Origin of the sequence: Rhodobacter sp. JA431 (assembly GCF_900217725.1) — a bacterium.
Lineage (GTDB): Bacteria > Pseudomonadota > Alphaproteobacteria > Rhodobacterales > Rhodobacteraceae > Rhodobacter > Rhodobacter aestuarii.
In genome coordinates, this window is the sequence record NZ_OBMP01000003.1 from 368,124 (window position 1) to 389,784 (window position 21,661).

Annotated in this window: 19 protein-coding genes; 17 read left to right on the forward strand and 2 right to left on the reverse strand. The window is 61.8% G+C overall.

Translation table 11 applies throughout. The annotated features are described in order from the left end of the window. Positions 1-76: 76 nt before the first annotated feature. The 7 genes from CRO18_RS08620 to CRO18_RS08650 are packed head-to-tail and all read left to right on the forward strand — an operon-like array spanning position 77 to position 6,368. Positions 77-1,918, forward strand: a complete 1,842-nt coding sequence (locus CRO18_RS08620) for a TonB-dependent siderophore receptor (RefSeq protein WP_097081818.1) — start codon at positions 77-79, stop codon at positions 1,916-1,918. Continuing rightward, positions 1,893-2,735, forward strand: a complete 843-nt coding sequence (locus tag CRO18_RS08625; RefSeq protein WP_170952608.1) for an ABC transporter substrate-binding protein — start codon at positions 1,893-1,895, stop codon at positions 2,733-2,735. The genes CRO18_RS08620 and CRO18_RS08625 overlap by 26 nt, the downstream gene beginning before the upstream one ends. Then, the gene (locus tag CRO18_RS08630) at positions 2,732-3,715 is read left to right on the forward strand and encodes an iron ABC transporter permease (protein WP_097081820.1); all 984 of its coding nucleotides are present in this window, start codon (positions 2,732-2,734) and stop codon (positions 3,713-3,715) included. Before CRO18_RS08625 ends, CRO18_RS08630 begins: the two co-directional genes overlap by 4 nt. After that, positions 3,712-4,476 carry an ABC transporter ATP-binding protein gene (locus tag CRO18_RS08635; protein ID WP_097081821.1) on the forward strand — a complete coding sequence of 255 codons (765 nt, stop codon included), beginning with the start codon at positions 3,712-3,714 and terminating at the stop codon, positions 4,474-4,476. The genes CRO18_RS08630 and CRO18_RS08635 overlap by 4 nt, the downstream gene beginning before the upstream one ends. Further along, positions 4,466-5,236: a tonB-system energizer ExbB gene (gene exbB, locus CRO18_RS08640; protein ID WP_097081822.1), complete on the forward strand. Its 771-nt coding sequence runs from the start codon at positions 4,466-4,468 to the stop codon at positions 5,234-5,236. Before CRO18_RS08635 ends, exbB begins: the two co-directional genes overlap by 11 nt. Next, entirely contained in the window at positions 5,236-5,634 is a 399-nt protein-coding gene (locus tag CRO18_RS08645; RefSeq protein WP_097081823.1) for a biopolymer transporter ExbD, read from the forward strand. Before exbB ends, CRO18_RS08645 begins: the two co-directional genes overlap by 1 nt. Continuing rightward, positions 5,631-6,368 carry an energy transducer TonB gene (locus CRO18_RS08650; RefSeq protein ID WP_143128618.1) on the forward strand — a complete coding sequence of 246 codons (738 nt, stop codon included), beginning with the start codon at positions 5,631-5,633 and terminating at the stop codon, positions 6,366-6,368. The genes CRO18_RS08645 and CRO18_RS08650 overlap by 4 nt, the downstream gene beginning before the upstream one ends. A 44-nt stretch (positions 6,369-6,412) precedes the next feature. Here the strand turns inward: CRO18_RS08650 and CRO18_RS08655 are convergent, their stop codons facing one another. Further along, on the reverse strand, positions 6,413-6,835 hold the full coding sequence (locus tag CRO18_RS08655; protein WP_076485569.1) for a tellurite resistance TerB family protein: 423 nt from the start codon (positions 6,833-6,835) through the stop codon (positions 6,413-6,415). Between the two features lie 103 nt (positions 6,836-6,938). On the opposite strand from CRO18_RS08655, the gene CRO18_RS08660 reads away from it, so the two are divergent. Further along, positions 6,939-8,546, forward strand: coding sequence for a lysine--tRNA ligase (locus tag CRO18_RS08660; protein ID WP_097081825.1), 1,608 nt, complete (start codon positions 6,939-6,941; stop codon positions 8,544-8,546). Here CRO18_RS08660 and CRO18_RS08665 read toward each other — a convergent pair whose 3' ends face one another. Then, complete coding sequence (locus CRO18_RS08665) at positions 8,547-9,419, reverse strand: CHAD domain-containing protein (protein WP_097081826.1); 873 nt, start codon at positions 9,417-9,419, stop codon at positions 8,547-8,549. Positions 9,420-9,684: 265 nt separating this feature from the next. Here CRO18_RS08665 and CRO18_RS08670 point away from each other — a divergent pair, with 265 nt between their 5' ends. The 9 genes from CRO18_RS08670 (at position 9,685) to CRO18_RS08710 (ending at position 21,660) form a co-directional block, all read left to right on the forward strand. Continuing rightward, on the forward strand, positions 9,685-11,976 hold the full coding sequence (locus tag CRO18_RS08670; protein ID WP_097081827.1) for a glycosyl hydrolase family 28-related protein: 2,292 nt from the start codon (positions 9,685-9,687) through the stop codon (positions 11,974-11,976). 146 nt (positions 11,977-12,122) lie between these two features. Further along, positions 12,123-13,718, forward strand: coding sequence for a SulP family inorganic anion transporter (locus CRO18_RS08675; protein WP_249276020.1), 1,596 nt, complete (start codon positions 12,123-12,125; stop codon positions 13,716-13,718). A gap of 364 nt (positions 13,719-14,082) precedes the next feature. Then, positions 14,083-16,053, forward strand: a complete 1,971-nt coding sequence (gene acs / locus CRO18_RS08680; RefSeq protein ID WP_097081829.1) for an acetate--CoA ligase — start codon at positions 14,083-14,085, stop codon at positions 16,051-16,053. Between the two features lie 4 nt (positions 16,054-16,057). Beyond that, complete coding sequence (locus tag CRO18_RS08685; protein ID WP_076485564.1) at positions 16,058-16,741, forward strand: adenylate kinase; 684 nt, start codon at positions 16,058-16,060, stop codon at positions 16,739-16,741. 64 nt (positions 16,742-16,805) lie between these two features. Then, a complete protein-coding gene (locus CRO18_RS08690) occupies positions 16,806-17,063 on the forward strand; it encodes a DUF4212 domain-containing protein (protein ID WP_076485563.1) in 258 nt (85 codons plus the stop codon). Positions 17,064-17,078: 15 nt separating this feature from the next. Then, entirely contained in the window at positions 17,079-18,836 is a 1,758-nt protein-coding gene (locus tag CRO18_RS08695) for a sodium:solute symporter family protein (RefSeq protein ID WP_097081830.1), read from the forward strand. 74 nt (positions 18,837-18,910) lie between these two features. Then, entirely contained in the window at positions 18,911-20,737 is a 1,827-nt protein-coding gene (locus CRO18_RS08700) for a DUF294 nucleotidyltransferase-like domain-containing protein (RefSeq protein WP_097081831.1), read from the forward strand. Between the two features lies 1 nt (position 20,738). Beyond that, positions 20,739-21,266 carry a hypothetical protein gene (locus CRO18_RS08705; RefSeq protein WP_076485560.1) on the forward strand — a complete coding sequence of 176 codons (528 nt, stop codon included), beginning with the start codon at positions 20,739-20,741 and terminating at the stop codon, positions 21,264-21,266. A gap of 1 nt (position 21,267) precedes the next feature. Beyond that, positions 21,268-21,660, forward strand: coding sequence for a response regulator transcription factor (locus CRO18_RS08710; RefSeq protein ID WP_076485559.1), 393 nt, complete (start codon positions 21,268-21,270; stop codon positions 21,658-21,660). Position 21,661: the final 1 nt, after the last annotated feature.

Here is a 21,661-nt window from a genome sequence, read left to right on the forward strand (position 1 = left end):
CCCGCAGCATTCGCATTGCAGGCCCTTGGCCTGCGCTTGTCATGTCGGGCCGTTGGGGGCCCGGGGGGAATGGTCTATGACGTTCTATCCAGCGCTTCGGCGCTTTCTTTGCGTATCCACCTGCCTAAGCTTGCCGGGGCTTGCGGTGGCGCAAGACTTTATGATGCTTGATGATATTTTGGTGCGCGCCAATTTGGAGGCGACCGACCCGGACCGTTCGGGCAGCACGGTGCATGTGGCAACGGGCGAAGATTTGGCCACGGCGCCTTACACGCGACTTGGTGCAGCGCTGGCGCAAATGCCGGGGCTCAGCTTCAAATCCAACGGCCCGGCGGGAACGGCTTCGACCATCACTTTGCGCGGCGCGCCGGCGCAATATGTGCCTGTTTTGCTGGATGGGATCGAGATGGGTGATCCCGCCGCGGGCAAGGGCGATTTTGACTTTGGCACTTTGGGGGTGGCAGGGATTGACCGGGTCGAAGTGCTAACCGGCGCGCAATCGGCGCTTTACGGGTCAAACGCGGTCGGCGGCGTGATCAACCTGACAAGCTTCCGCGCGCAAGAGCTTGGCACTGCGCAGCGCTTTGCGGTGGAATACGGCAGCTATGCCACGCAAAAGATCAGCTATGCCTATGCGGCCAAAACCGAACGGGGTGAGGTTTCGGTTACGCTGTCGCATCTGTCTTCAAACGGCTTTTCCGCCAAGGAGGAAAACGACGGGAATTTTGAGCCCGATGGCTTCCGTGCGAACCGGATTGGCTTCTTTGGGCAATATCAGGTGACCGATGCGGTGACGGTGGGGCTCAATGGCTTTTTTGAAGACAGCCGGGGCGAGAATGATGTCTGGTCGGGCGATACCGCAGCCAATATCGGCCAAGATTACACCGACCGCCGCGCCACCGGGTTGCGCGCTTTTACCGAAATCACCGCAGGCGCTTTCGACCATAAGATCGAGGCGAGCTATTACCGATCAGACCGGCAAAGCTATTCTTACGGGGCAACAGCCCCTTCGGATTTTGACGGCAAACGGGTGAAACTGTCTTACACGGGGGCGGCCGATCTCGGCGCCTCTGCACGGGTGATCTTTGGGGCGGATCGCAAGCGGGAGTCGGTGGAAGGCGAGGGCAGCGTCACCACTTTGGGCGTGTTTTCTGAGTTGAACTGGGCGGTGAGCGACCGGGCGGACCTTTCGGCCACGCTGCGCCATGACGACCATGAAACTTATGGCGGTTTCACCTCGGCGCGGCTCTCTGGTGTTTATCGACTGCAAGAAGATCTGCTGTTGCGGGCTTCGCTTGGCAATGGCTTCCGCGCGCCCTCGCTTTATGAGCTTTACGGCCCCTATGGCGATGCGGCGATGGCGGTTGAAAAAAGCACCAGCGCCGAGCTTGGGGTCGAAAAACGCTGGGGAGAGGCGGCCAGCCTGCGCGCGACGGCGTTTTGGCTTGAGGCAAAAAACCTGATTGGGTTTGACTATGCCGCGACCTCTTGCGGGCAGGCTTTTGGTTGCTATGCGCAAGTGCCCGGCACCACCCGGCGCAGCGGACTAGAGCTTGAGGCCGAGGCGGCGGTGACGGAGCGGCTCACGCTCAAGGGCAATTACACCTATATCCAAAGCGCGGGCACAGGCATGGCGGCCAATGCTTGGGCGGGCGTTGCGCGCCATGATCTGAACCTGAGTGCCGAAATGGCGCTGACGCCGGATTGGACCGGGCTTCTTACGGTCGAACGGGTGATCGACCGGCCCGGAACGCTGGCCAATTACACCGTCGCCAACGCAGGCGTCCGCTATGACTTTGGCGCCGGGAAACAGGCTTACCTGCATATCGAAAACCTCTTCGACGAAGAATATCAAACGATTAGCGGCTATGGCGCCTCGGATCGGGCGGTGTATGTGGGTTTCCGTGCGCAGTTCTAGTTTGGCTTTGATGCTGGCGGCGGGGCTCGCCGCCAGTGTTCCCGCTTGGGCAGAGCCTGCGCCTGCGCGCGTGGTCTCCATCAACCTGTGCACCGATCAATTGGCGATGCTTTTGGCTGCGCCGGGGCAATTGCGCTCGGTCACGATGCTGGCGCGCGATCCCTCTGTTTCGGTGCTGGCCGAGCTGGCGCAGGGCTACAAGGTGAACCACGGCAAGGCGGAAGAGATCTATCTGGACCGCCCCGATCTGGTGCTGGCGGGGCGGTATACGGCGCAAACCACCGTCAACATGCTGCGCGATCTGGGTATCCGGGTGGAGATTTTTGAACCCGCGCAAAGCTTTGCCGATCTGCGCGCGGATATCCTGCAGATGGGGCAGGTGTTGGGGCGTGACCGGGCCGCGGCGGAGATCGTGGCGGCTTTTGACACACGGCTGGCGCAGTTGCAGGCCAAGCAGCCCGAGGGGCCGCGCCCGGTTGCCGCGACTTGGTCGGCGCGGGGCTATATGTCGGGCAGCCAAAGTCTGGCGGCAGAGATCATTTCCACCGCCGGATATGATCATTTGGCGGAACGCTTGGGGCGCAAAGGGGGGAGTTTTCTACCGCTAGAGGCCTTGGTGCTGGCCGACCCCGATCTGGTGATTGAGGGGCATAGCCGCGCAGGTCATGCCCGCTCAGAAGAGGTCATGGCCCATCCCGCGTTGCATGTGCTGACCGGGCGCAAGGCGGCGGTGCAAACGCCCGATTGGGTGTGCGGCCTGCCTGCTGTTTTGGACGCGGTCGAGGGGCTGCGCACTGGGCAGGAGGGCGCACAGTGAACCGTAAGCTTTTGGCTGCGCTGACCTTTGCCGTTTTGGCACTGTTTCTTTTGTCGCTTTTGACGGGCGTTGCCGATGTTGGACCGATCCGCAGTCTGAAGGCGCTGATTTGGGGCGGCGAAGGCCCGCTTGATATTGTGATGCGCGAAATTCGGCTGCCGCGCGCGATTTTGGCGGTGATGGTGGGGGGGAGCCTTGGCTTGGCGGGCGCGGCGATGCAGGGGCTTTTGCGCAACCCTTTGGCCGAGCCCGGGGTGATTGGCATTTCCGCAGCGGCGGCTTTCGGGGCGGTGCTGGCGCTGCAAACCGGGCTGGCCGCCACTGTACCGCTCGCTTTGCCGGGGGCGGCGCTTTTGGGCGCGCTTCTAGACGTTGGCGCGATCTTGTTTTTGGCGGGCGCGGGTGGCGGCACTTTGGCGCTGATTTTGGCCGGGATCGCGCTTTCGGCGCTCGCCTCGGCGCTGACTGCTTTGGTGCTTAACCTCTCGCCCAACCCCTTTGCCGCGCATGACATCGTGTTTTGGATGATGGGCTCGCTTGCCGATACCTCTTTTACGCAGGTGGCGGTTGCCGCGCCGGCGATGGCGCTTGGCTGGCTTTTGCTGGCGCAGTCTGCGCATGGGCTTGAGGCGCTGACCTTGGGGGAAGAGGCGGCTGCCTCGATGGGGGTGAACCTTCGGCGGTTGCGGCTGGCAATTACCCTTGGCACGGCAGCCGCAGTGGGGGCGGCCACGGCGGTGGCGGGCACGGTGGGCTTTGTGGGGCTGGTGGTGCCGCATGTTCTGCGCCCGCTTGTTGGCGCGAACCCGGCGCGGCTTTTGCCAGCTTCGGCTTTGGGCGGGGCGCTTTTGGTGCTGGCGGCCGATATCGCGGTGCGCAAGGTGCTGCCGGGGCAGGATCTGAAACTTGGCGTCCTGATGGCTTTGGTCGGCGCGCCGGTTTTCTTTCATTTGATCTGGCGGATGCGGGGGGCAGCATGACCGATCTGGTGCTTGAAAACCTCTCTGTTTTGCGGGGCAAACGGCGCGTGCTCCAACAGACCAATTTGCATTTGCATCCGGGGGAGTTTGTCGGGCTGATTGGCCCGAATGGCGCGGGCAAATCCACGCTGTTGCGCGCGGCGCTCGGCTTGGTGGGGGCTGAGGGGCATAGCTCGCTTGCACGCCTATCGCCAGCCGTGCGCGCGCGCATCGCGGCATGGCTGCCGCAGGCGCGCGAGATCGCTTGGCCGATGCCGGTGATTGACCTTGTCGCTTTGGCGCAAAACGGGCGTCGCGATGCGCCGCAGGTGCAAGCCGCGCTGGCACGAATGGATGTGGCGCATCTGGCTGAACGACCCGCTACCGCGCTTTCGGGCGGGGAACAGGCGCGGGTGCTGATGGCGCGAGCTTTGGCGCAAGACACGCCGATTTTGCTGGCGGATGAGCCGATCGCCGGGCTCGACCCGGCGCATCAGATTGCCTGCATGAAGCTTTGTGCCGCCCGCGCCGCTGAGGGGCGGGTGGTGATGGCCTCGCTGCATGATCTGGGGCTGGCGGCGCGGTTTTGTGCGCGGATCGTGGTGCTAGATCACGGCCAGATCGTTGCCGATGGTGCGCCCGAAAAGGTGCTGACGCCCGATCTGTTGGGCCGCGTCTTTGGCATTCATTGCCACATCGCCACGGTCGAGGGTGGTCTTGTTCTGCACCCCCTTGAGAGCTGTAACCATTTGACGTTGAAGGAGGGTTCCGATGCCGGTTGATATGATGTTGATCGCGGTTCTGGAGCGTTTAGGCCTAGGTGCCGTGGCAAGTGCCCTGCGCGGCGCGCAGGAGGCCGAGGCGCTCACCCCCTTGGCGATGTTCATGGCGGCGGGTGATCTGGTGCAACTGGTGATGCTGGGGCTGATCGCGGCCTCGGTTCTGGTGTGGGCGCTTTGGGCGGGCAAGCTGCTGCAGATCGCCATGGCGCGCCGGGCGCTGGCGCGGGATTATCGCGCGCTTGCCAAAGCGGGGCAGCTGGAGTTGCGCTTGCCGCGTGGGGGGATCGTGGCGCGGATGCTGACGGCGGCGCAGGCGGAAATGCAAGCCTCGCAAGGGCTGCCCGGCGCGGGGGTGAAAGACCGCGCGGCAAGCGAACTCGCCCGGATCGAGGCAGGGGCCGCGCGGGCGATGCAATCTGGTGCAACGGTGCTGGGGTCTGTGGGGGCGACTGCGCCTTTTGTGGGGCTGTTCGGCACGGTTTGGGGAATTATGGGCGCTTTTGTGGGGATTGCGCAAAGCGGCTCTTCAAGCCTTGCCGTGGTCGCGCCCGGCATTGCTGAAGCCTTGATGGCCACCGCTTTGGGCTTGGTGGCGGCGATCCCGGCGGTGCTGCTTTACAACCATCTGACGCGGGCTTTGGGCGGTTATCGCGTGGCGCTCGCCGATTGTCGCGCGCTGGTTGAACAGCACTTGTCGCGGGATTTGGACCGGGCGCGGATGCTCGCCCGCCCCGCTGCGCTGCATCTGGTGGCAGAGTGATGGAGGATGATCTTTCTCCTGCGGTGGGGATCAACCTCACGCCGTTCATTGATGTGATGCTCGTGCTGCTGATCGTTTTCATGGTGGCGGCACCGCTCTCCACCGTGGATGTGCCGGTTGATTTGCCCTCCGCTTCCGCTAAACCCATGCCGCGTCCGGCAGAGCCGGTGCTGGTGAGCCTGCAAGAGGATGGGCAACTGATGCTGGGGCGGAATGTGGTGAGCGCCGAGGACTTGCCGAAGCGGCTGGCCGAGGCGATGGCGCGCGACCCTGAGGCGCGGATCTACGTGTCTGGCGACAAGGCCGTGCCCTATGGTGAAATGATGCGCCTGCTTGATACCTTGCGGGCGGACGGGTTTACCCGCATCGGCCTTGTCGGGTTGGAGCAGGCTCCGTGAGTTTGGCTTTGGGCGCAGAGCGGCCCGGTAGCAGCGGGCGGGTCGTGCTCTTGGGGCTGGGGCTTTCACTTGCGCTGCATGGGGCGGTGATGGCGGGATTTGGCGCGCGCACGGTGGTGCCGGAGGGGGCCGAGGCGGCGGGCGCGGGCGGTGCAGAGCTTGCCAGCCTTGCCGCAGTGGCTTTTGTTGATTTGATGCCCAAGATGCGCTTGCCCGCGCCAGCGATGGTTTTGCCGCTTGCCCCGCCCGTGGTCGCCGCGCCCGATCCTTTGCTCCTCGCGGAACCTGCGCAGGAAGTGCCGCGTAAACCCATGCCGAAGCCCCGAGCAAAGCCCGAGCCTCAGGCGGAAATGCGCGCTGAAAGTCGGGCAGCGGGGCAGGGCGGTGGTGCGCAAGCGGGGCGTAAGGCGCCCGCCGCCGCGCACGCGCGCCTTGCGCCGGGGCAAGAGCAACGCCTGTTGCGGCAATGGGGCGCAGAGTTGCGCGCGCGGATTGAGCGGCGCAAAAGCTACCCCAAAGCGGCGGGTCGGGCCTCGGGCCGGGTGGTGGTGCAGGTGACGGTAGGGCGCGATGGGCGGCTTATTGCGGCACAGGTCGCGCGCAGTTCGGGCCATGCGGCGCTGGATACGGCGGCACTTTCTGCTGTGAAACGCGCGGGGCGGTTTCCCGCCGCGCCCAAAGGGCTGAGCAAGCCCAGCTATGGATTTGCGGTGCCGATCAGCTTTGCACGCTAGGCCTTGGCCCGGACGGGCGCCCGGACCAAGGGGTGCAGCGGTGCTTAGAGCTTCATGTGGCGCACGCGCGCGCCCCATTCGATGGCCACGGCATGCAGCCGATCAATCGCCAGTTCGGAGCGGATTTCCTCAAGCATGCGCAATTCGGGCTGGTGCAAAATACCATCCGCCGCCGCCACATCGCAGGCGAGCGCATAGGCGGTTTCAAAGTATTTTTCGGGCAGGGCTTCGCGGACAAGGCCAAACAAAGCCTCTAGCCCTTCTTCTTCTTCAAACAGCGCATAGACCGTTTGCGCAACGACGCGGATGCGGTCGATGTCGTAGCTGGCGAAAATCGGCATGTGGTTCACCATCCGCTCGATGGCAATCAGTTCCGAGGTGCGGATCGCTTCGTCGGAGACCGAGACCGCCACCATCACGGCGACGAGCGCATCTTGCGGCGAAAGCGAGGGAAGGGTGTCGGTCACGGGCGTTGATCCTTATGCTGTGTCCCCAAGAATTATTGACCTTCGCGCGCCCGTTCAATAGTGCAAGCGCGAGGCGCATGGGGCGCCTGTATGAGGATAGACCATGACCACCCTGCGCGACGCTGCGATGAACTCCAAAGCCTGGCCTTTTGAGGAAGCGCGCCGGGTGCTGAAACGCTACGAAAAGGAACCGCCCAAGAAGGGCTATGTTCTGTTCGAAACGGGCTATGGCCCGTCGGGTCTGCCGCATATTGGCACCTTTGGCGAGGTGCAGCGCACCACGATGATCCGCCGCGCCTTTGAGATTATCTCGGATATTCCGACCAAACTTTTGTGCTTTTCCGACGATATGGACGGGATGCGCAAAGTGCCGGAAAATGTGCCGCAGCAGGATTTGCTGAAAGCCAATATCCAAAAGCCGCTGACCGCCGTGCCGGACCCGTTTGGCGAGTTTGACAGCTTCGGCAACCACAACAACGCGATGTTGCGTCGGTTCTTGGATACGTTCGGGTTTGAGTATGAATTCGCAAGCGCGACCGATTACTACAAATCGGGCAAGTTCGATGACATGCTGATGCTGTGTGCCGAGCGTTATGAACAGATCATGGCGATCATGCTGAAATCGCTCCGTGAGGAACGTCAGCAGACCTATTCGTGCTTCTTGCCGATCCACCCGGAAACGGGGCGCGTGCTTTACGTGCCGATGAAAAACGTCGATGCGAAGAACGGTGAGATCACCTTTGACGATGAAGAAGGCCGCGAATGGACGCTGCCGGTCACCGGCGGCAATGTGAAGCTGCAGTGGAAGCCCGATTTCGGGATGCGCTGGGCCGCGCTTGATGTCGATTTTGAGATGTATGGCAAGGACCACTCCACCAACACGCCGATTTACGATGGCATTTGCCGCGTGCTTGGGGGGCGTGCGCCGGAGCATTTCACCTATGAGCTGTTCCTTGATGACCAAGGCCAGAAGATTTCCAAGTCGAAAGGCAATGGCCTGACGATTGACGAATGGCTGAGCTATGCGGCGACGGAAAGCCTTGGCTATTTCATGTATCAAAAGCCGAAAACCGCGAAACGGTTGTGGTGGGATGTGATCCCGAAAGCGGTGGATGAATACCACCAGCAACTCCGCGCCTTCCCGACGCAGGACGTTGCCAAGCAAATCGATAACCCGGTGTGGCACATTCACGGTGGTCAGCCGCCCGAGTCGAATATGGTGGTGCCGTTTGCGATGCTGCTCAACCTCGCCTCGGTTGCGGGGGCGACGGATAAGGCCGGGCTTTGGGGCTTTATTAAACGCTATGCGCTGGAAGCGAGCCCCGAAACCCACCCCGATCTGGACGCCGCCGCAGGCTATGCGGTGCGCTATTTCCAAGATTTTGTCGCGCCGACGCTGACCTTCCGGCTGCCCAATGACCAAGAGCGCGCGGCGATTGAAGACCTGCTTGCGCGGCTTGAAGCGCTGCCGGCGACCGATCTGCATGAGCAGTTTGAAGATCCGGCGGATGCGCTGCAAACGATGGTGTTTGCCGTGGGCAAAGACCATGCGTTTGAGCCGCTGCGCAACTGGTTCACCGCGCTTTACGAGGTGCTGCTGGGGCAGTCCCAAGGCCCGCGTTTTGGGGGCTTCATCGCGCTTTATGGGGTGACTGAGACCATTGCGCTGATGCGCCGTGCTTTGGCGGGGGAATTGGCGAATAAAGCCTGATCAGCGCGGCGCGGTTTCGCGCCGCCACAGCTTATACCATTTGCCCCACCGCGCGGCGAGCGCCTCTGGCGGGTCGGCAAAAAGCCGGGCGCCGATGGCAAAGCTTTGAAGTTCCAAGATATCCTTGCGCGCGGTGATTGCCGCGCCAAGGGCCATGGCCTCTGCTTCGGTCAGCGGGCCGGGGAGGGCGGCTTCCAGCGCGCAGAGGTCATGATGCAGGCCCAAAGCCTCTCCCAATGTGTCGGCAGCGCTGGCTTGGGCGGCCATCATCTCGGGCCAGATCGGCGTGAGCAGCCGCGTGTGATACCAGTGATGCTTCACCCGCGAACGCCAGGCATGCAGGTTTTCGGCCGTGGGGTGCTTGCGCGCCACTTTCATCCGGCGTTGCGCTTGATGCAGTGTGCGGGTGAGCCCTTGAGAGAGCAGATCCCAGCCCTCGGCCTCAAATTCCCACGATTTTACGCGCGATTGGATCGCCTCAACCTGTTCGGCAAATTGGATGATGGCTTCCGGGTCGGGGGCGGTCACTGGCGCGGGCAGGGCGCGCGAGAGCTTGCGCGCGGCCGTGTCGTTTGCCGGATCGCCCATGAAAAAGCCGAGCGTCACATGCAGCACCTCTGCATCGCGCAGGTTTGAGATGCCCGCAGCCGCCTCCCGCAGGGCTTTGTTTTCGATGTCGAAATCCGAGAAGGCAGGGGCGGTGAGCCGCAATAGGCCACGGGTTTTCTTGATATGTTTGCGCAGCCGATGCAGCGGCGAGCTGTTCGGTTTGGCGTTGCGCGCACGCTTGGCAGCAAGGGTCAGTTCCGTGCAGGCAAGGGCGCGGATCGTGTCGGAAACCGTGTGCGTATCAGGGGTAAAAACGAAGGCCATCAACCAATCCTTGGGTCTTTTGGCGCGACCCCATCATGACGCTGTGACGCTCATGTGACAAGCGCGCGACAGATGCGCAAAGGCCGCAGGCGCACGCTGGTCTCAGAAGTTCTTTAACCTTTCTCGCTAGTTCTGCTGGAGCCGAGTGCGGGGTGCGCCCGGCAAATTTCCAGATCAGATGTGGCCCAAAGGGCTGCGCGGGGCCCTGTGGCGCCGCGCTCGGAGCCGTTTGCCATTTGGCAAAGCCAAGCAAGAGGAGAGGCGGATGAATATTGCGATTACCGACGGAGTGACACTTATGCCGCCCCTGTTTGAAGCGGGGCTTGATCAATGGTCGAGCGAAAACGGGACGGCGGGGTCGGCCACTTATGCCGGGGCGGCCAATGCGGCTTTGGTGGCGGCGGATGCCAATTTTGGCTCCTGCCTTGAGATGGTGAAGACGCAAACCACGCAAAAGCTACGCTATATGGGGCAAACGCCGATCCTGCCCGGCGTTTATTTGCGGATCACGGCCAAGGTGAAGGCGGTTTCGGGCAACCTTTGTTCGGTGCGGATTGCGGGCTATGCGATGAGCGCATCGGGCACCCATGTCAGCGGGCTGGATGAGGTCGGGCCAAGCGTCGATCTGACGGCCTATGGGCGGGTTGAAACGGTGAGCGCGATTGTCGGCACCGGCGCGCGCGGCGGCGTTGATATGAACTGGGGCACCGGGGTGGCTTATGGCCATTTTGGGCTTGATCTGACCGGGCTCAACAACGGCGTGGTGCGGATTGAAGACATCGAGATTGAAGACATCACCGAGGCGTTTTTGCGCGAGATGATGGATTGGGTCGATGTGCGCGATTTTGGCGCTGTCGGCGATGGGGTGACCAATGATCGGGCGGCTTTTGCCGCCGCCGATGCTGCCGCCGCAGGGCGCGCAATTTTGGTGCCGGAGGGGAGCTATTACATCGGCTCGTCGCTGTTTCTGAACGCGCCGATGCGGTTTGTCGGCACTTTGGTGATGCCCGATGCGGCGCGGCTTGCATTGGCGGGCAGCTTTGATTTCCCGACCTATGCGCGCGCCTTTGGCGATGAGGAACTGGCGCTGAAAAAGGGGATACAGGCGCTTTTGGGCTATACCGATCACAACAGCTTTGATCTGTGCGGGCGCCGGGTGGAATTGAGCGGGCCGATTGATGTAGCCGCGATCTGCCCCGATGTGACGAGTTTTGCGAATCGCCGGGTGATTACCAATGGCCAGATCAATGTGATTGAAGATCCGGCTTGGGTGTCGAGCGTTGTGACCTCGCAGGCCACCTATAATAGCGCGCAGGCTTATCAACTGACCGGGGTTGCGAATATCGCCAATATTCCGGTGGGGGCGCGGATCTCCGGCACCGGCGTTGGGCGCGAGGTTTATGTGCGGGCGCGCAATGTGGGGGCGGGGTCGCTCACCTTGTCGGAACCGCTTTATGGCGGCTCGGGCACCCGGACACTGACCTTCACGCGCGACCGCTACATCTTTGATTTTTCGGGCTTTGATGCGCTGTCGCGCTTCACGCTCGATAATATCGAGTTTTTGTGCAACGGCTGGGCCAGCGTGGTGATGCTCGCACCCAATGGCGAAAACTTTCAGATGCGCGATTGCTGGGTGGTGCGGCCCAAAGACCGGGTGATTAGCTCGCCCGGGCGGGGCTGCCAGAACCTGACAGTGGATCGGTGCAATTTCCTGTCAAACGAGATGTCGGTGCCTGCGCAGGACCGCACCAGCGTGGCGCTCAACGTCAATGCCAATGACGCGAAAATCCGCGAGTCTGTATTTGTGCGCTTTGGGCTGACGATGATCTTCAACGGCTCGGGGCATTTGATCATCGGCAATCACTGGTTTCAGGGCGATGATGAAAGCAATGCCACCCGGCTGCCGGGGCTCGTGTTCGCCCAGACCAATGTGCAATCGGCGGTGACAGGCAATTACATCGACGACAACATCATCGAATGGACGAACGAATATGATGCCACGCCCGATCTGGGGACGGATTATTCCTTTGGCGGGCTGACCGTGACGGGCAACACTTTCGTGCATATCAATTGCGCGCCTTGGGTGACGTGGTTCTCGGTCAAGCCCTATGGAACCGGGCATTTCGTGCATGGGTTGAGCGTGACGGGCAATGTGTTCAAATCGCTCAATGGGGCGATTGACCGGATTGAGAAGGTCGATACCAGCTTTGCCACGCTCGACTATTGGCGGATGCGCAATGTTGTTTTTGAAAACAATATGTTCAACGCGGTGAACCAGATCACGGTGAACCCGGTCTTTGTGCAGACCACTGTGGCAAGTGTGCAGGCGGTTTGGACGGTGGATGCGGCGGCCTATTTGCCCTTTGGCGGTTGGGCGCGCAATGTCGAAAGCTTGGTGGCGGTTGGCGCAGTGACCAATGGGGCGAATGCGCGGGTGACGGCGATGCCTTATGTGACTGTGGAGCAAGGGGCGAACCATGATTTGGTCACCGTCACGTGGCCCGAGGCGGCGAAGGGCAAGATCAACACCGTGATCCGCATGGATACACCGAATTAAACGGGCGAGATAATCGCGCAAGCGTGAGTTGTGCGTGCTTGACAAGGGCGGGGGCGGGGCGTTTGGTCCCGCCATCCTGAACGAAAGCACCGTCCATGCATACCACCCGTTCGCCTGCCAAGGCTGGGGTTGAGCCCCTTTTACCGATGTCTGTCACTGCTTTTGCCGAGGGCTATGGGCTGGCGGCGCTGCGCAAGGATGTGGTGGCGGGGCTGACGGTGGCGATTGTGGCGCTGCCGCTTTCGATGGCGATTGCGATTGCCTCGGGTGTGGGGCCGGAGCGCGGGCTTTTCACCGCGATTGTGGGCGGCTTTCTGATTTCAGCGCTGGGCGGGTCGCGGTTTCAGATCGGCGGTCCGGCGGGGGCGTTTATCGTTTTGGTGCTGGCCTGTGTGACGCAAACCGGGGTGTCCGGGCTGGTGCTGGCGACCTTTCTGTCTGGCATTATGCTGGCGATTTTGGGGCTGCTAAGGCTTGGGCAGACCATTCGCTACATGCCTTACCCGGTGACGGTCGGTTTCACGGCGGGCATCGGCGTGATTATTTTCGCAAGCCAAATCAAAGACATGATGGGGCTGACGCTGGCGGGCGGCGAGCCGGGGCCGATTTTGGAAAAGCTGGGGGCGCTTTGGGCGGCGCGCGATACCGTGACGCCCGCCGCGATTGGAGTCGCGCTTACGACCGTGGTGGTGATTGAGGCGATCAAGCGCTTTGCGCCGCGCCTGCCCAGCCTGTTGTTGGGGATTACGCTGGTCACCGTGGTGGCGACGCTTTTGCATTTGCCGATTGAGACGATCCATTCCCGCTTTGGCGCCTTGCCGCGTTTGCTGCCCGCGCCGAGCCTACCCGATTTCAGCCTTGAGGCGTTGCGCGCCGCGCTGCCTTGGGCGGCGAGTTTCACGCTGCTGGGGGCGATTGAATCGCTTCTGTCGGCGATTGTGGCCGATGGTATGTCGGGCACGCAGCACCGTTCCAATACCGAACTTGTCGCGCAGGGCGTGGCCAATATGGGCGCGGCGCTGTTTGGTGGGTTTTGCGTCACCGGCACGATTGCGCGGACAGCGACCAATGTGCGCGCAGGCGCGCATGGACCGGTGGCGGGCGTGTTTCATGCGCTGTTCATTCTCGCCTTCATGCTGATTGCCGCGCCTTTGGCGGGGTATATTCCGCTTGCCGCTTTGGCGGGGCTTTTGGGCATTGTCGCTTGGAACATGATCGAGCGGCATGAGATGGCGGCGCTGATCCGTTCATCGCGGGGCGATGCTTTGGTGCTGATTGTCACCTTCTTGGTGGTGACCTTCCGCGATCTGGCCGAAGGGATTGTGATTGGCTTCGCGCTGGGCGGGCTCGTCTTCATTCGGCATATGGCAGAGATGACGCTTTTGGCCGAGGGCGCGACCCATGCAAGCGATGCGGAGACCCAGCGCCCGGATGTGGTGACCTATCACCTACGCGGCGCGGTTTTCTTTGGCTCGGTCGCGCGGTTGGGCTCTGTGCTGGATCGGATCGTGCAGCACCCGCGCGCGATTTTGCTCGATATGTCCGAGGTCGGCTTTGTCGATAGCACCGGGGCGCGGATGATCTTGCAACTGGCGCAAAAGATGGCGCGCAAGGGCGGGCATTTGGTCATTGTGGGCGCGGCTCCTGGGCTGGAGGCGGCGATGCGTGCGCAGGGGCTTGAAGAGCCCGCTTTGCGCTATAGTGCCGATGCCGGGGCCGCCTTGGCGCAACTCGACGGCTAGGGCCGAATCACCTGCGAATCTGCTGGAAAACCGCCACGCGCCCCATATGGGTTGGCCGGGGGCTGCGATACTGTGCTTGCCGCACATGCAGTGCTGCATCGCAGCGGTTGCGCTATCGACTTTTGCCACCCGTGAAGGGCGAAACGGCAAAGGGTTGAAACGCAATGCCAAATCTCTGCGCCTTTTCAAAAAATTTACAAGCTTATCGCCTCCTCAGTCAATAAATTTACAAAAAAAGTCATTGCACGTAGGGGCTTACATGAACGCTCACAATTGGTTTACAGTGTGTGTGGGGTAGAGCGCCGCGGGAGTGACCTTGCGGCAGACGGCGGCCACGGGCCGCATCATCTTGGGAGGAGAGGCCATGAACACCCAGACGCAGCCCATCACCGCGCCCGAAATGCGCGAGGTTCCGGCAGGGTTCGAGAACGCGCATGCGGATCATCAGAAATACCTAGAGATGTATCGGGAATCGATCGAGAACCCGGACGCCTTCTGGGCCCGCGAAGGCAAGCGTCTTGATTGGATGACGCCTTACACCAAGGTCAAAAACACCGATTTCACCTTTGGCAAAGTCTCGATCAAATGGTTCGAAGATGGCGTGCTGAACGCCTCGGTGAACTGTGTGGACCGCCACCTGAAAGACCGCTCGCTGCAAACCGCGATCATCTTTGAACCCGATGATCCCAATGAGCCCGCCCAGCACATCACCTACAAGGAGCTGTCCGAGAAGGTGAACCGGATGGCAAACGTGCTGTTGTCGCAAGGCATCATGCGCGGCGACCGGGTTGTGATCTATCTGCCGATGATCCCCGAAGCCGCCTATGCGATGCTGGCTTGTGCGCGGATCGGTGCGATCCACTCGATCGTGTTCGCGGGCTTCTCGCCGGACGCGCTGGCGAACCGGATCAACGACTGTAATGCGAAGCTGGTGATCACCGCCGACACCGCGCCGCGCGGGGGCCGCCGCACGCCGCTCAAAGCCAACACCGATGCCGCGCTTCTGCACTGCTCGGACAAGGTGCGCTGCTTGGTGGTGAAACGCACCAATGACCAAATTTCGTGGGTGCATGGCCGCGACGTTGACCTGCTCTACCTCATGGATCACGTCTCGCCCGAATGCCCGCCGCGCCCGATGAACGCCGAAGATCCGCTGTTCATCCTCTACACCTCGGGCTCGACCGGCAAACCGAAGGGCGTGGTGCACACGACCGGCGGCTATCTCGTTTATGCCGCGATGACGCATCAATACACCTTCGACTACCATGACGGCGATGTGTTCTGGTGCACCGCCGACGTGGGTTGGGTCACGGGCCACAGCTACATCATCTACGGGCCGCTCGCGAATGGCGCGACCACGGTGATGTTTGAAGGCGTGCCGACTTACCCGGATGCGGGCCGGTTCTGGGCCGTGTGTGAAAAGCACAAGGTGAACCAGTTCTACACCGCGCCGACCGCGATCCGCGCGCTGATGGGCCAAGGTCCGGAATGGGTTGAGAAATATGACCTTTCCAGCATCAAAGTGCTGGGCTCGGTGGGCGAACCGATCAACCCCGAGGCGTGGACTTGGTATGATACCTATGTCGGCAAAGGCAAATGCCCGATCGTCGACACCTTCTGGCAGACCGAAACCGGCGGCCACATGCTGACGCCGCTGCCGGGCGCCACGGCGACCAAGCCGGGCTCGGCCACCAACCCGTTCTTTGGCGTGAAGCCGGTCGTGCTTGACCCGCAAACCGCTGTGCGGATTGGCGAAGTGGAATGCGAAGGCGTGCTGTGCATCTCCGACAGCTGGCCGGGCCAAATGCGCACCGTTTGGGGCGACCATGACCGGTTCCAAGAAACCTACTTTGGCCAATATCGCGGCTACTACTTCACCGGGGACGGCTGCCGCCGCGACAAAGACGGCTACTACTGGATCACCGGCCGCGTCGATGACGTGATCAACGTCTCGGGCCACCGGATGGGCACCGCCGAGGTCGAAAGCGCGCTGGTGGCGCATCAGCAAGTGGCCGAGGCCGCCGTGGTGGGTTACCCGCACGACATCAAGGGCCAAGGCATCTATGCTTATGTCACGTTGATGAACGGCGTCGAACCGAGCGATGAGCTGCGCAAGGATCTGGTGAAATGGGTCCGCACCGAAATCGGCCCGATTGCCTCGCCGGATCTCATTCAATGGGCGCCGGGCCTGCCGAAGACCCGCTCGGGCAAGATCATGCGCCGCATTCTGCGCAAGATCGCCGAGAACGACTATGGCGCGCTTGGCGACATCTCCACCTTGGCCGATCCCTCGGTGGTGCAAGAGCTGATCGACAACCGTATGAACCGGGGCTGATCCGGTGGACGCACAGGCGACCACCAAACCCGCCGTGCTGATCTTGCTCGGGCCTCCGGGCGCGGGCAAGGGCACGCAGGCGCGGATGCTGGAACAGCGCTTTGGCCTGATCCAGCTGTCCACCGGGGATTTGTTGCGCGCGGCGGTGGCCGCGGGCACGCCCGCGGGCCTTGCGGCGAAAGCGGTGATGGAAGCGGGCGGGCTTGTCAGTGACGAGATTGTGCTCGCGATCTTGCAAGACCGCATGGCCGCGCCGGATGTTAAAGCCGGTGTGATTTTGGATGGCTTCCCCCGCACCGCGGGGCAGGCTGCCGCTCTTGACGATTTGCTGGCCGCTGCGGGGCAGGGCGTGACCGCCGCGATCAGCCTAGAAGTCGATGATGCGGCGATGATCGCCCGCGTGGCGGGGCGCTATACCTGCGCCATTTGCAGCGAGGGCTATCACGATCAATTCAAGCTGCCCGTGGAGCCGGGCACTTGTGACAAATGCGGCGGCACGGTGTTCAAACGCCGCGCTGACGATAATGCCGAGACGGCGCGGGCCAGGTTGGAGGCCTACCACGCGCAAACGGCGCCGCTGATTGCCCATTATCGGGCGCTCGGCGTTTTGGAGACGGTCGATGCGATGGCACCCATCGCGACGGTTGCCTCCGACCTTGGGTCGATCGTGACACGCGTCTCGGCCTGATTTGGGGAGGGATGGGCTCCGGGAGGGGGCCCGTCTGGAGAGATAAAAACAGGGAGTAACGCTCATGGCGGACAATTCTTCGTCCAATGCCTATTGGAAAGCGAACATCCAGACGATCTTGGTCTTTCTGGTGATCTGGTTCGTCTGTTCGTTCGGCTTCGGCATCTTGCTGCGCCCGATGCTCGCGGGCATCGGTATTGGCGGCACCGACCTTGGCTTCTGGTTCGCCCAGCAAGGCTCGATCCTCGTGTTCCTCGTGCTGATCTTCGCTTACGCGTTCCGCATGAACAAACTCGACCGTGAACACGGCGTGGATGAGTAAGGGAGGCTCGGAAACATGGATCAATTCGTTCTTAACCTGATCGTTGTGGGCGCGACCTTCGCGCTTTACATCGGTATCGCGATCTGGGCCCGTGCGGGCTCGACCGCTGAGTTCTATGCCGCGGGCCAAGGGGTTCACCCGGTGCTCAACGGTATGGCCACCGGTGCGGACTGGATGTCTGCGGCCTCCTTCATCTCGATGGCTGGTATCATCGCCTTTGGTGGCTATGACACCTCCGCCTATCTGATGGGCTGGACCGGCGGCTATGTGCTGCTCGCCATGCTGCTTGCGCCTTACCTGCGCAAATTCGGCAAATTCACCGTGCCGGAATTCATTGGCGACCGCTTCTACAGCCAAGCCGCGCGGACTGTGGCCGTTGTCTGCCTGATCATCGCGTCGATCACCTATGTGATCGGTCAGATGACCGGTGTGGGCGTTGCCTTCTCGCGCTTCTTGGAAGTGTCGAACACCACCGGCCTCTTCATCGGTGCGGCGATCGTGTTCATGTATGCCGTTCTTGGCGGCATGAAGGGCATCACCTACACGCAGGTTGCGCAATATGTCGTGCTGATCATCGCCTACACGATCCCGGCGGTCTTCATCTCGCTCAACCTGACCGGCAACCCGATCCCGGCGCTGGGCCTGTTCTCGAACGACGTTTCGACCGGTGCGCCGATCCTCTCGACGCTTGAGGGCCTTGTCACCGATCTGGGCTTCAAATCCTACCTTGATCAGTCCGACACCACGCTGAACATGTTCTTGTTCACCGTTTCGCTGATGATCGGTACCGCGGGTCTGCCGCACGTGATCGTGCGCTTCTTCACCGTGCCGAAAGTGGCCGATGCGCGCTCGTCGGCGGGCTGGGCGCTGGTCTTCATCGCGCTGCTTTATCTGACGGCCCCGGCCGTGGGGGCGATGGCGCGTCTGAACCTGATCAACACCTTCTACCCGAACGGGATTGACGGCCAAGCTCTGTCGCTGGCGGAAATCGAAGCCGGTCAAGATGCTTCGGGCGCTGATCTGGAGTGGGTCAACAACTGGGCCAAAACCGGCCTGCTGACCTTCGACGACAAAAACGGCGACGGCCTGATCACCTATGTCGGCAATGCCGATGCCAACGAACTGACCGTGAACCGCGACATCATCGTGCTTGCCAACCCGGAAATCGCCCGTCTGCCGGGCTGGGTGATCGCGCTTGTTGCTGCCGGTGGTCTTGCGGCCGCTCTGTCGACCGCTGCGGGTCTGTTGATGGCGATTTCCTCGGCCGTGTCGCACGACCTCATCAAAGGGCAAATCAACCCCAACATCTCGGAAAAAGGCGAGCTTATGGCTGCCCGTGTCGCGATGGCGGTGGCGATTGCTGTGGCCACTTACCTTGGCCTCAACCCCCCGGGCTTCGCGGCGCAAACCGTGGCTCTGGCCTTCGGCCTTGCCGCTGCCTCGATCTTCCCGGCGCTGATGATGGGGATCTTCTCGAAGAAGGTGAACAACGTGGGCGCTGTGGCGGGGATGCTCGCCGGTCTGTTGACCACCGTTGTCTACATCTTCTTGCACAAAGGCTGGTTCTTCATCGCCGATACCGCCAGCTTCTCGGATGCGGACCCGCTGCTGCTTTCGATCAAATCGACCTCCTTCGGTGCCGTGGGTGCGGCGATCAACTTCGCGGTGGCCTTCATCGTGTCGTCGATCACCAAACCGGTCCCGGCCAATGTGGTCGAACTGGTGGAATCGATCCGCGTGCCGAAAGGCGCTGGCGCGGCCACCGGCCACTAAAAACCAAGGCGGGCGGGGCATTTGCCTCGCCCGCACCCTCTACGAACGAATGCCTTTTCACTAAGGGAGCTGTCATGGAAACCGATCGTGCGGCCATCATCGCCTTTCTCGAAACGGTTCACCCCTACGACACCCTGCCGCGTGACGAGCTGGTCGATGTGGCCAGTTCCTTCCGCCGCATGGAATTCCGCCCCGAAGCGCTGATCTATGTCTATCAAACGCCGATTGGCGGGCTTTACCTGATCAAACAAGGCGCGGTTGAAATTACCGATGGCAATGGCGGGCTGGTCTCGCTGCTTGGTCCGCGCAACTCTTTTGGCGAGCGGGGCATCATGCGTGACGGCTTGGCCGCGACGCAGGCAAAAGCGACCGAGCAGACGGTTTGCCTTGTGCTGCCGACCCCCACGTTCAAACGGCTGATCGAGACCTATCCCTCGTTCGAGCGGTTCTTCAACCGCAAGCGCGGCGAAAAGGTTTCCAACGATATTGCCACGCAAAAGGTCGCTGACCTCATCGCCCGTAAGCCGCTGTCTTGCCCGCCGGAAACGACGGTTGTGAGCGCGGCGCAAATGATGCGCGATGCGCATGTGTCTTCGCTGGGCGTGGTTGGTGGCGATGAAAAGCTGCATGGCATCATCACCGTGCGCGACTTGGCCAATAAGGTGTTGGCGGGAGAAATGCCGGGCACGACGCCTGTGAATGCGGTGATGACGCCCGATCCGGTGAGCCTGCCGCCGACGGCTTTGGGCTCCGACATTCTCCACATCATGCTCGAGCGCCGCATCGGCCATTTGCCGATCACCGAAGAGGGGCGCTTTGTCGGCATGATCACGCAAACCGACCTGACGCGCTTCCAAGCCGTTTCTTCGGCGGTGCTGATCCGCGATGTGGTGAGCGCGGACAATGTATCGGAAATGGCGGCGGTCACTGCGCGCATTCCGCAACTGCTGACCCAATTGGTGGGCGGGCACCATAGCCATGAGGTGGTGACGCGGCTGATCACCGATATCGCCGATGCGGTCACCCGGCGCTTGTTGGTGATGGCGGAGCGGGAATTGGGCGCGCCGCCGGTGCCCTATCTGTGGCTTGCCTGCGGCTCGCAAGGCCGGCAAGAGCAAACCGGGGTCTCGGACCAAGACAATTGCCTGATCATTGATGATGCCGCGACACCCGAGGATATGGAATATTTCCAGGCGCTTGCGAAGATCGTCTGCGACGGGCTCAACACCTGCGGCTATGTCTATTGCCCCGGTGACATGATGGCGACGAACCCGCGCTGGTGCCAGCCCGCCCGCGTTTGGCGCGACTATTTCAACGGTTGGATCAACACGCCCAACCCCGAGGCGCAAATGCTCGCCTCGGTGATGTTTGACCTGCGCCCGATCGGCGGTGGCGGCATTGCGATGTTTGAAGAAATTCATGCGCAAACGCTTGGCATGGCGGCGAAAAATTCGATTTTCGTCGCGCATATGATTTCCAATTCGCTCAAGCATACTCCGCCTTTGGGCCTTATTCGCGGCTTTGCCACGATCCGCTCGGGCGAGCATCGCAATCATATCGACCTGAAGATGAACGGCGTGGTGCCGGTCGCCGATTTGGCCCGCGTCTATGCGCTGCAAGGCAAGCTGACCGAGGCCAACACCCGCGCGCGGCTCAAAGCCGCCGAAGCAACAGGGGTGATCTCGGCCTCGGGCGCGCGCGATCTGATTGAGGCTTATGATCTGATCGCGACGATGCGGCTGGAAAACCAAGCCACGCTGATCAAATCGGGCCGCGCGCCGGATAATTTCCTCGCACCCTCTGATCTGAGCGATTTTGAGCGCGCGCATTTGCGCGATGCCTTTGTCGTGGTGCGCACGATGCAATCGGCCGTGGGCCATAATAAGGCGGTGGTGAGCTGAAATGACCAATGATTTCATTATCATGCTCGCCGCAGGTGCGTTTGCGGGGTTGATGGCCTTTTTGATCCGCCATTCCGCGCGCAAGCTGCTGCGCCTTGAGGTGCCGAAATGGATCATGCCTGCTGCCGCGGGCCTTGCGATGCTCGGCATCACGATCTGGGGCGAATACAATTGGTACGCGGCAGCCCGCGACGGCCTGCCCGAAGGCACGGTGGTGTTGCAAACCAACTCTGAATCGATGCCCTGGCGCCCATGGAGCTATATCTGGCCGGTGACGAACCGTTTTGTTGCGCTTGATACAGCCAACCGGGCCAAGCCCGCCCCCGATGTTGTGGTGGCCAATCTTTACCTCGTGGCGCGCTGGCGGCCGGTCCAGCCTGTCACTGTTGCTTACGAGTGTACCGGCCACCGCCAAGCCATTCTGGGAGGAGAGGCGGCGGTGAACGCGGATGGGTCTTTGAGTGCAGGCGAATGGTTGCCCGCGCCGATGCCAGACGCGGGGTTAAATGCCGCCTGCACGGGAGGATAAGATGGCAGACGGGGGGAGAAAACGGCGCGTTTTGATTGTCGAAGATGAAGACAATATCGCGATTGCGCTGGACTATCTGATGAGCCGCGAAGGGTTTGAGCATGACCGGATCGCAAGTGGCCGGGGCGCGCTGGAACGCATTCGCACCGAACAGCCCGATTTGGTGCTGCTTGACGTGATGCTGCCCGAGGTGTCGGGCTATGAGATTTGCCAAGAAGTGCGCGCGGATCGCGGCTTGGCAGATGTGAAAATCCTGATGATGACGGCGCGCGGCTCGGCGATGGAGCGGCGCAAAGGTTTGGCGCTTGGGGCCGATGGCTTCATTGCAAAACCCTTTGAGCTCAAGGAACTGCGCGACGAGGTGCATAGGCTTTTGGACGCAGAGGGGGCGTGAG

What these genes read in the sequence shown, in the direction of transcription:
- CRO18_RS08670 (WP_097081827.1), top strand. Translation starts at nt 9,685, where the DNA reads ATGAATATTGCGATTACCGACGGAGTGACACTTATGCCGCCCCTGTTT.
- exbB (WP_097081822.1), top strand. Translation starts at nt 4,466, where the DNA reads ATGCCGGTTGATATGATGTTGATCGCGGTTCTGGAGCGTTTAGGCCTA.
- CRO18_RS08705 (WP_076485560.1), top strand. Translation starts at nt 20,739, where the DNA reads ATGACCAATGATTTCATTATCATGCTCGCCGCAGGTGCGTTTGCGGGG.
- CRO18_RS08635 (WP_097081821.1), top strand. Translation starts at nt 3,712, where the DNA reads ATGACCGATCTGGTGCTTGAAAACCTCTCTGTTTTGCGGGGCAAACGG.
- CRO18_RS08710 (WP_076485559.1), top strand. Translation starts at nt 21,268, where the DNA reads ATGGCAGACGGGGGGAGAAAACGGCGCGTTTTGATTGTCGAAGATGAA.
- CRO18_RS08625 (WP_170952608.1), top strand. Translation starts at nt 1,893, where the DNA reads ATGTGGGTTTCCGTGCGCAGTTCTAGTTTGGCTTTGATGCTGGCGGCG.
- CRO18_RS08645 (WP_097081823.1), top strand. Translation starts at nt 5,236, where the DNA reads ATGGAGGATGATCTTTCTCCTGCGGTGGGGATCAACCTCACGCCGTTC.
- CRO18_RS08695 (WP_097081830.1), top strand. Translation starts at nt 17,079, where the DNA reads ATGGATCAATTCGTTCTTAACCTGATCGTTGTGGGCGCGACCTTCGCG.
- CRO18_RS08620 (WP_097081818.1), top strand. Translation starts at nt 77, where the DNA reads ATGACGTTCTATCCAGCGCTTCGGCGCTTTCTTTGCGTATCCACCTGC.
- CRO18_RS08700 (WP_097081831.1), top strand. Translation starts at nt 18,911, where the DNA reads ATGGAAACCGATCGTGCGGCCATCATCGCCTTTCTCGAAACGGTTCAC.
- acs (WP_097081829.1), top strand. Translation starts at nt 14,083, where the DNA reads ATGAACACCCAGACGCAGCCCATCACCGCGCCCGAAATGCGCGAGGTT.
- CRO18_RS08660 (WP_097081825.1), top strand. Translation starts at nt 6,939, where the DNA reads ATGACCACCCTGCGCGACGCTGCGATGAACTCCAAAGCCTGGCCTTTT.
- CRO18_RS08690 (WP_076485563.1), top strand. Translation starts at nt 16,806, where the DNA reads ATGGCGGACAATTCTTCGTCCAATGCCTATTGGAAAGCGAACATCCAG.
- CRO18_RS08675 (WP_249276020.1), top strand. Translation starts at nt 12,123, where the DNA reads ATGTCTGTCACTGCTTTTGCCGAGGGCTATGGGCTGGCGGCGCTGCGC.
- CRO18_RS08665 (WP_097081826.1), bottom strand. Translation starts at nt 9,419, where the DNA reads ATGGCCTTCGTTTTTACCCCTGATACGCACACGGTTTCCGACACGATC.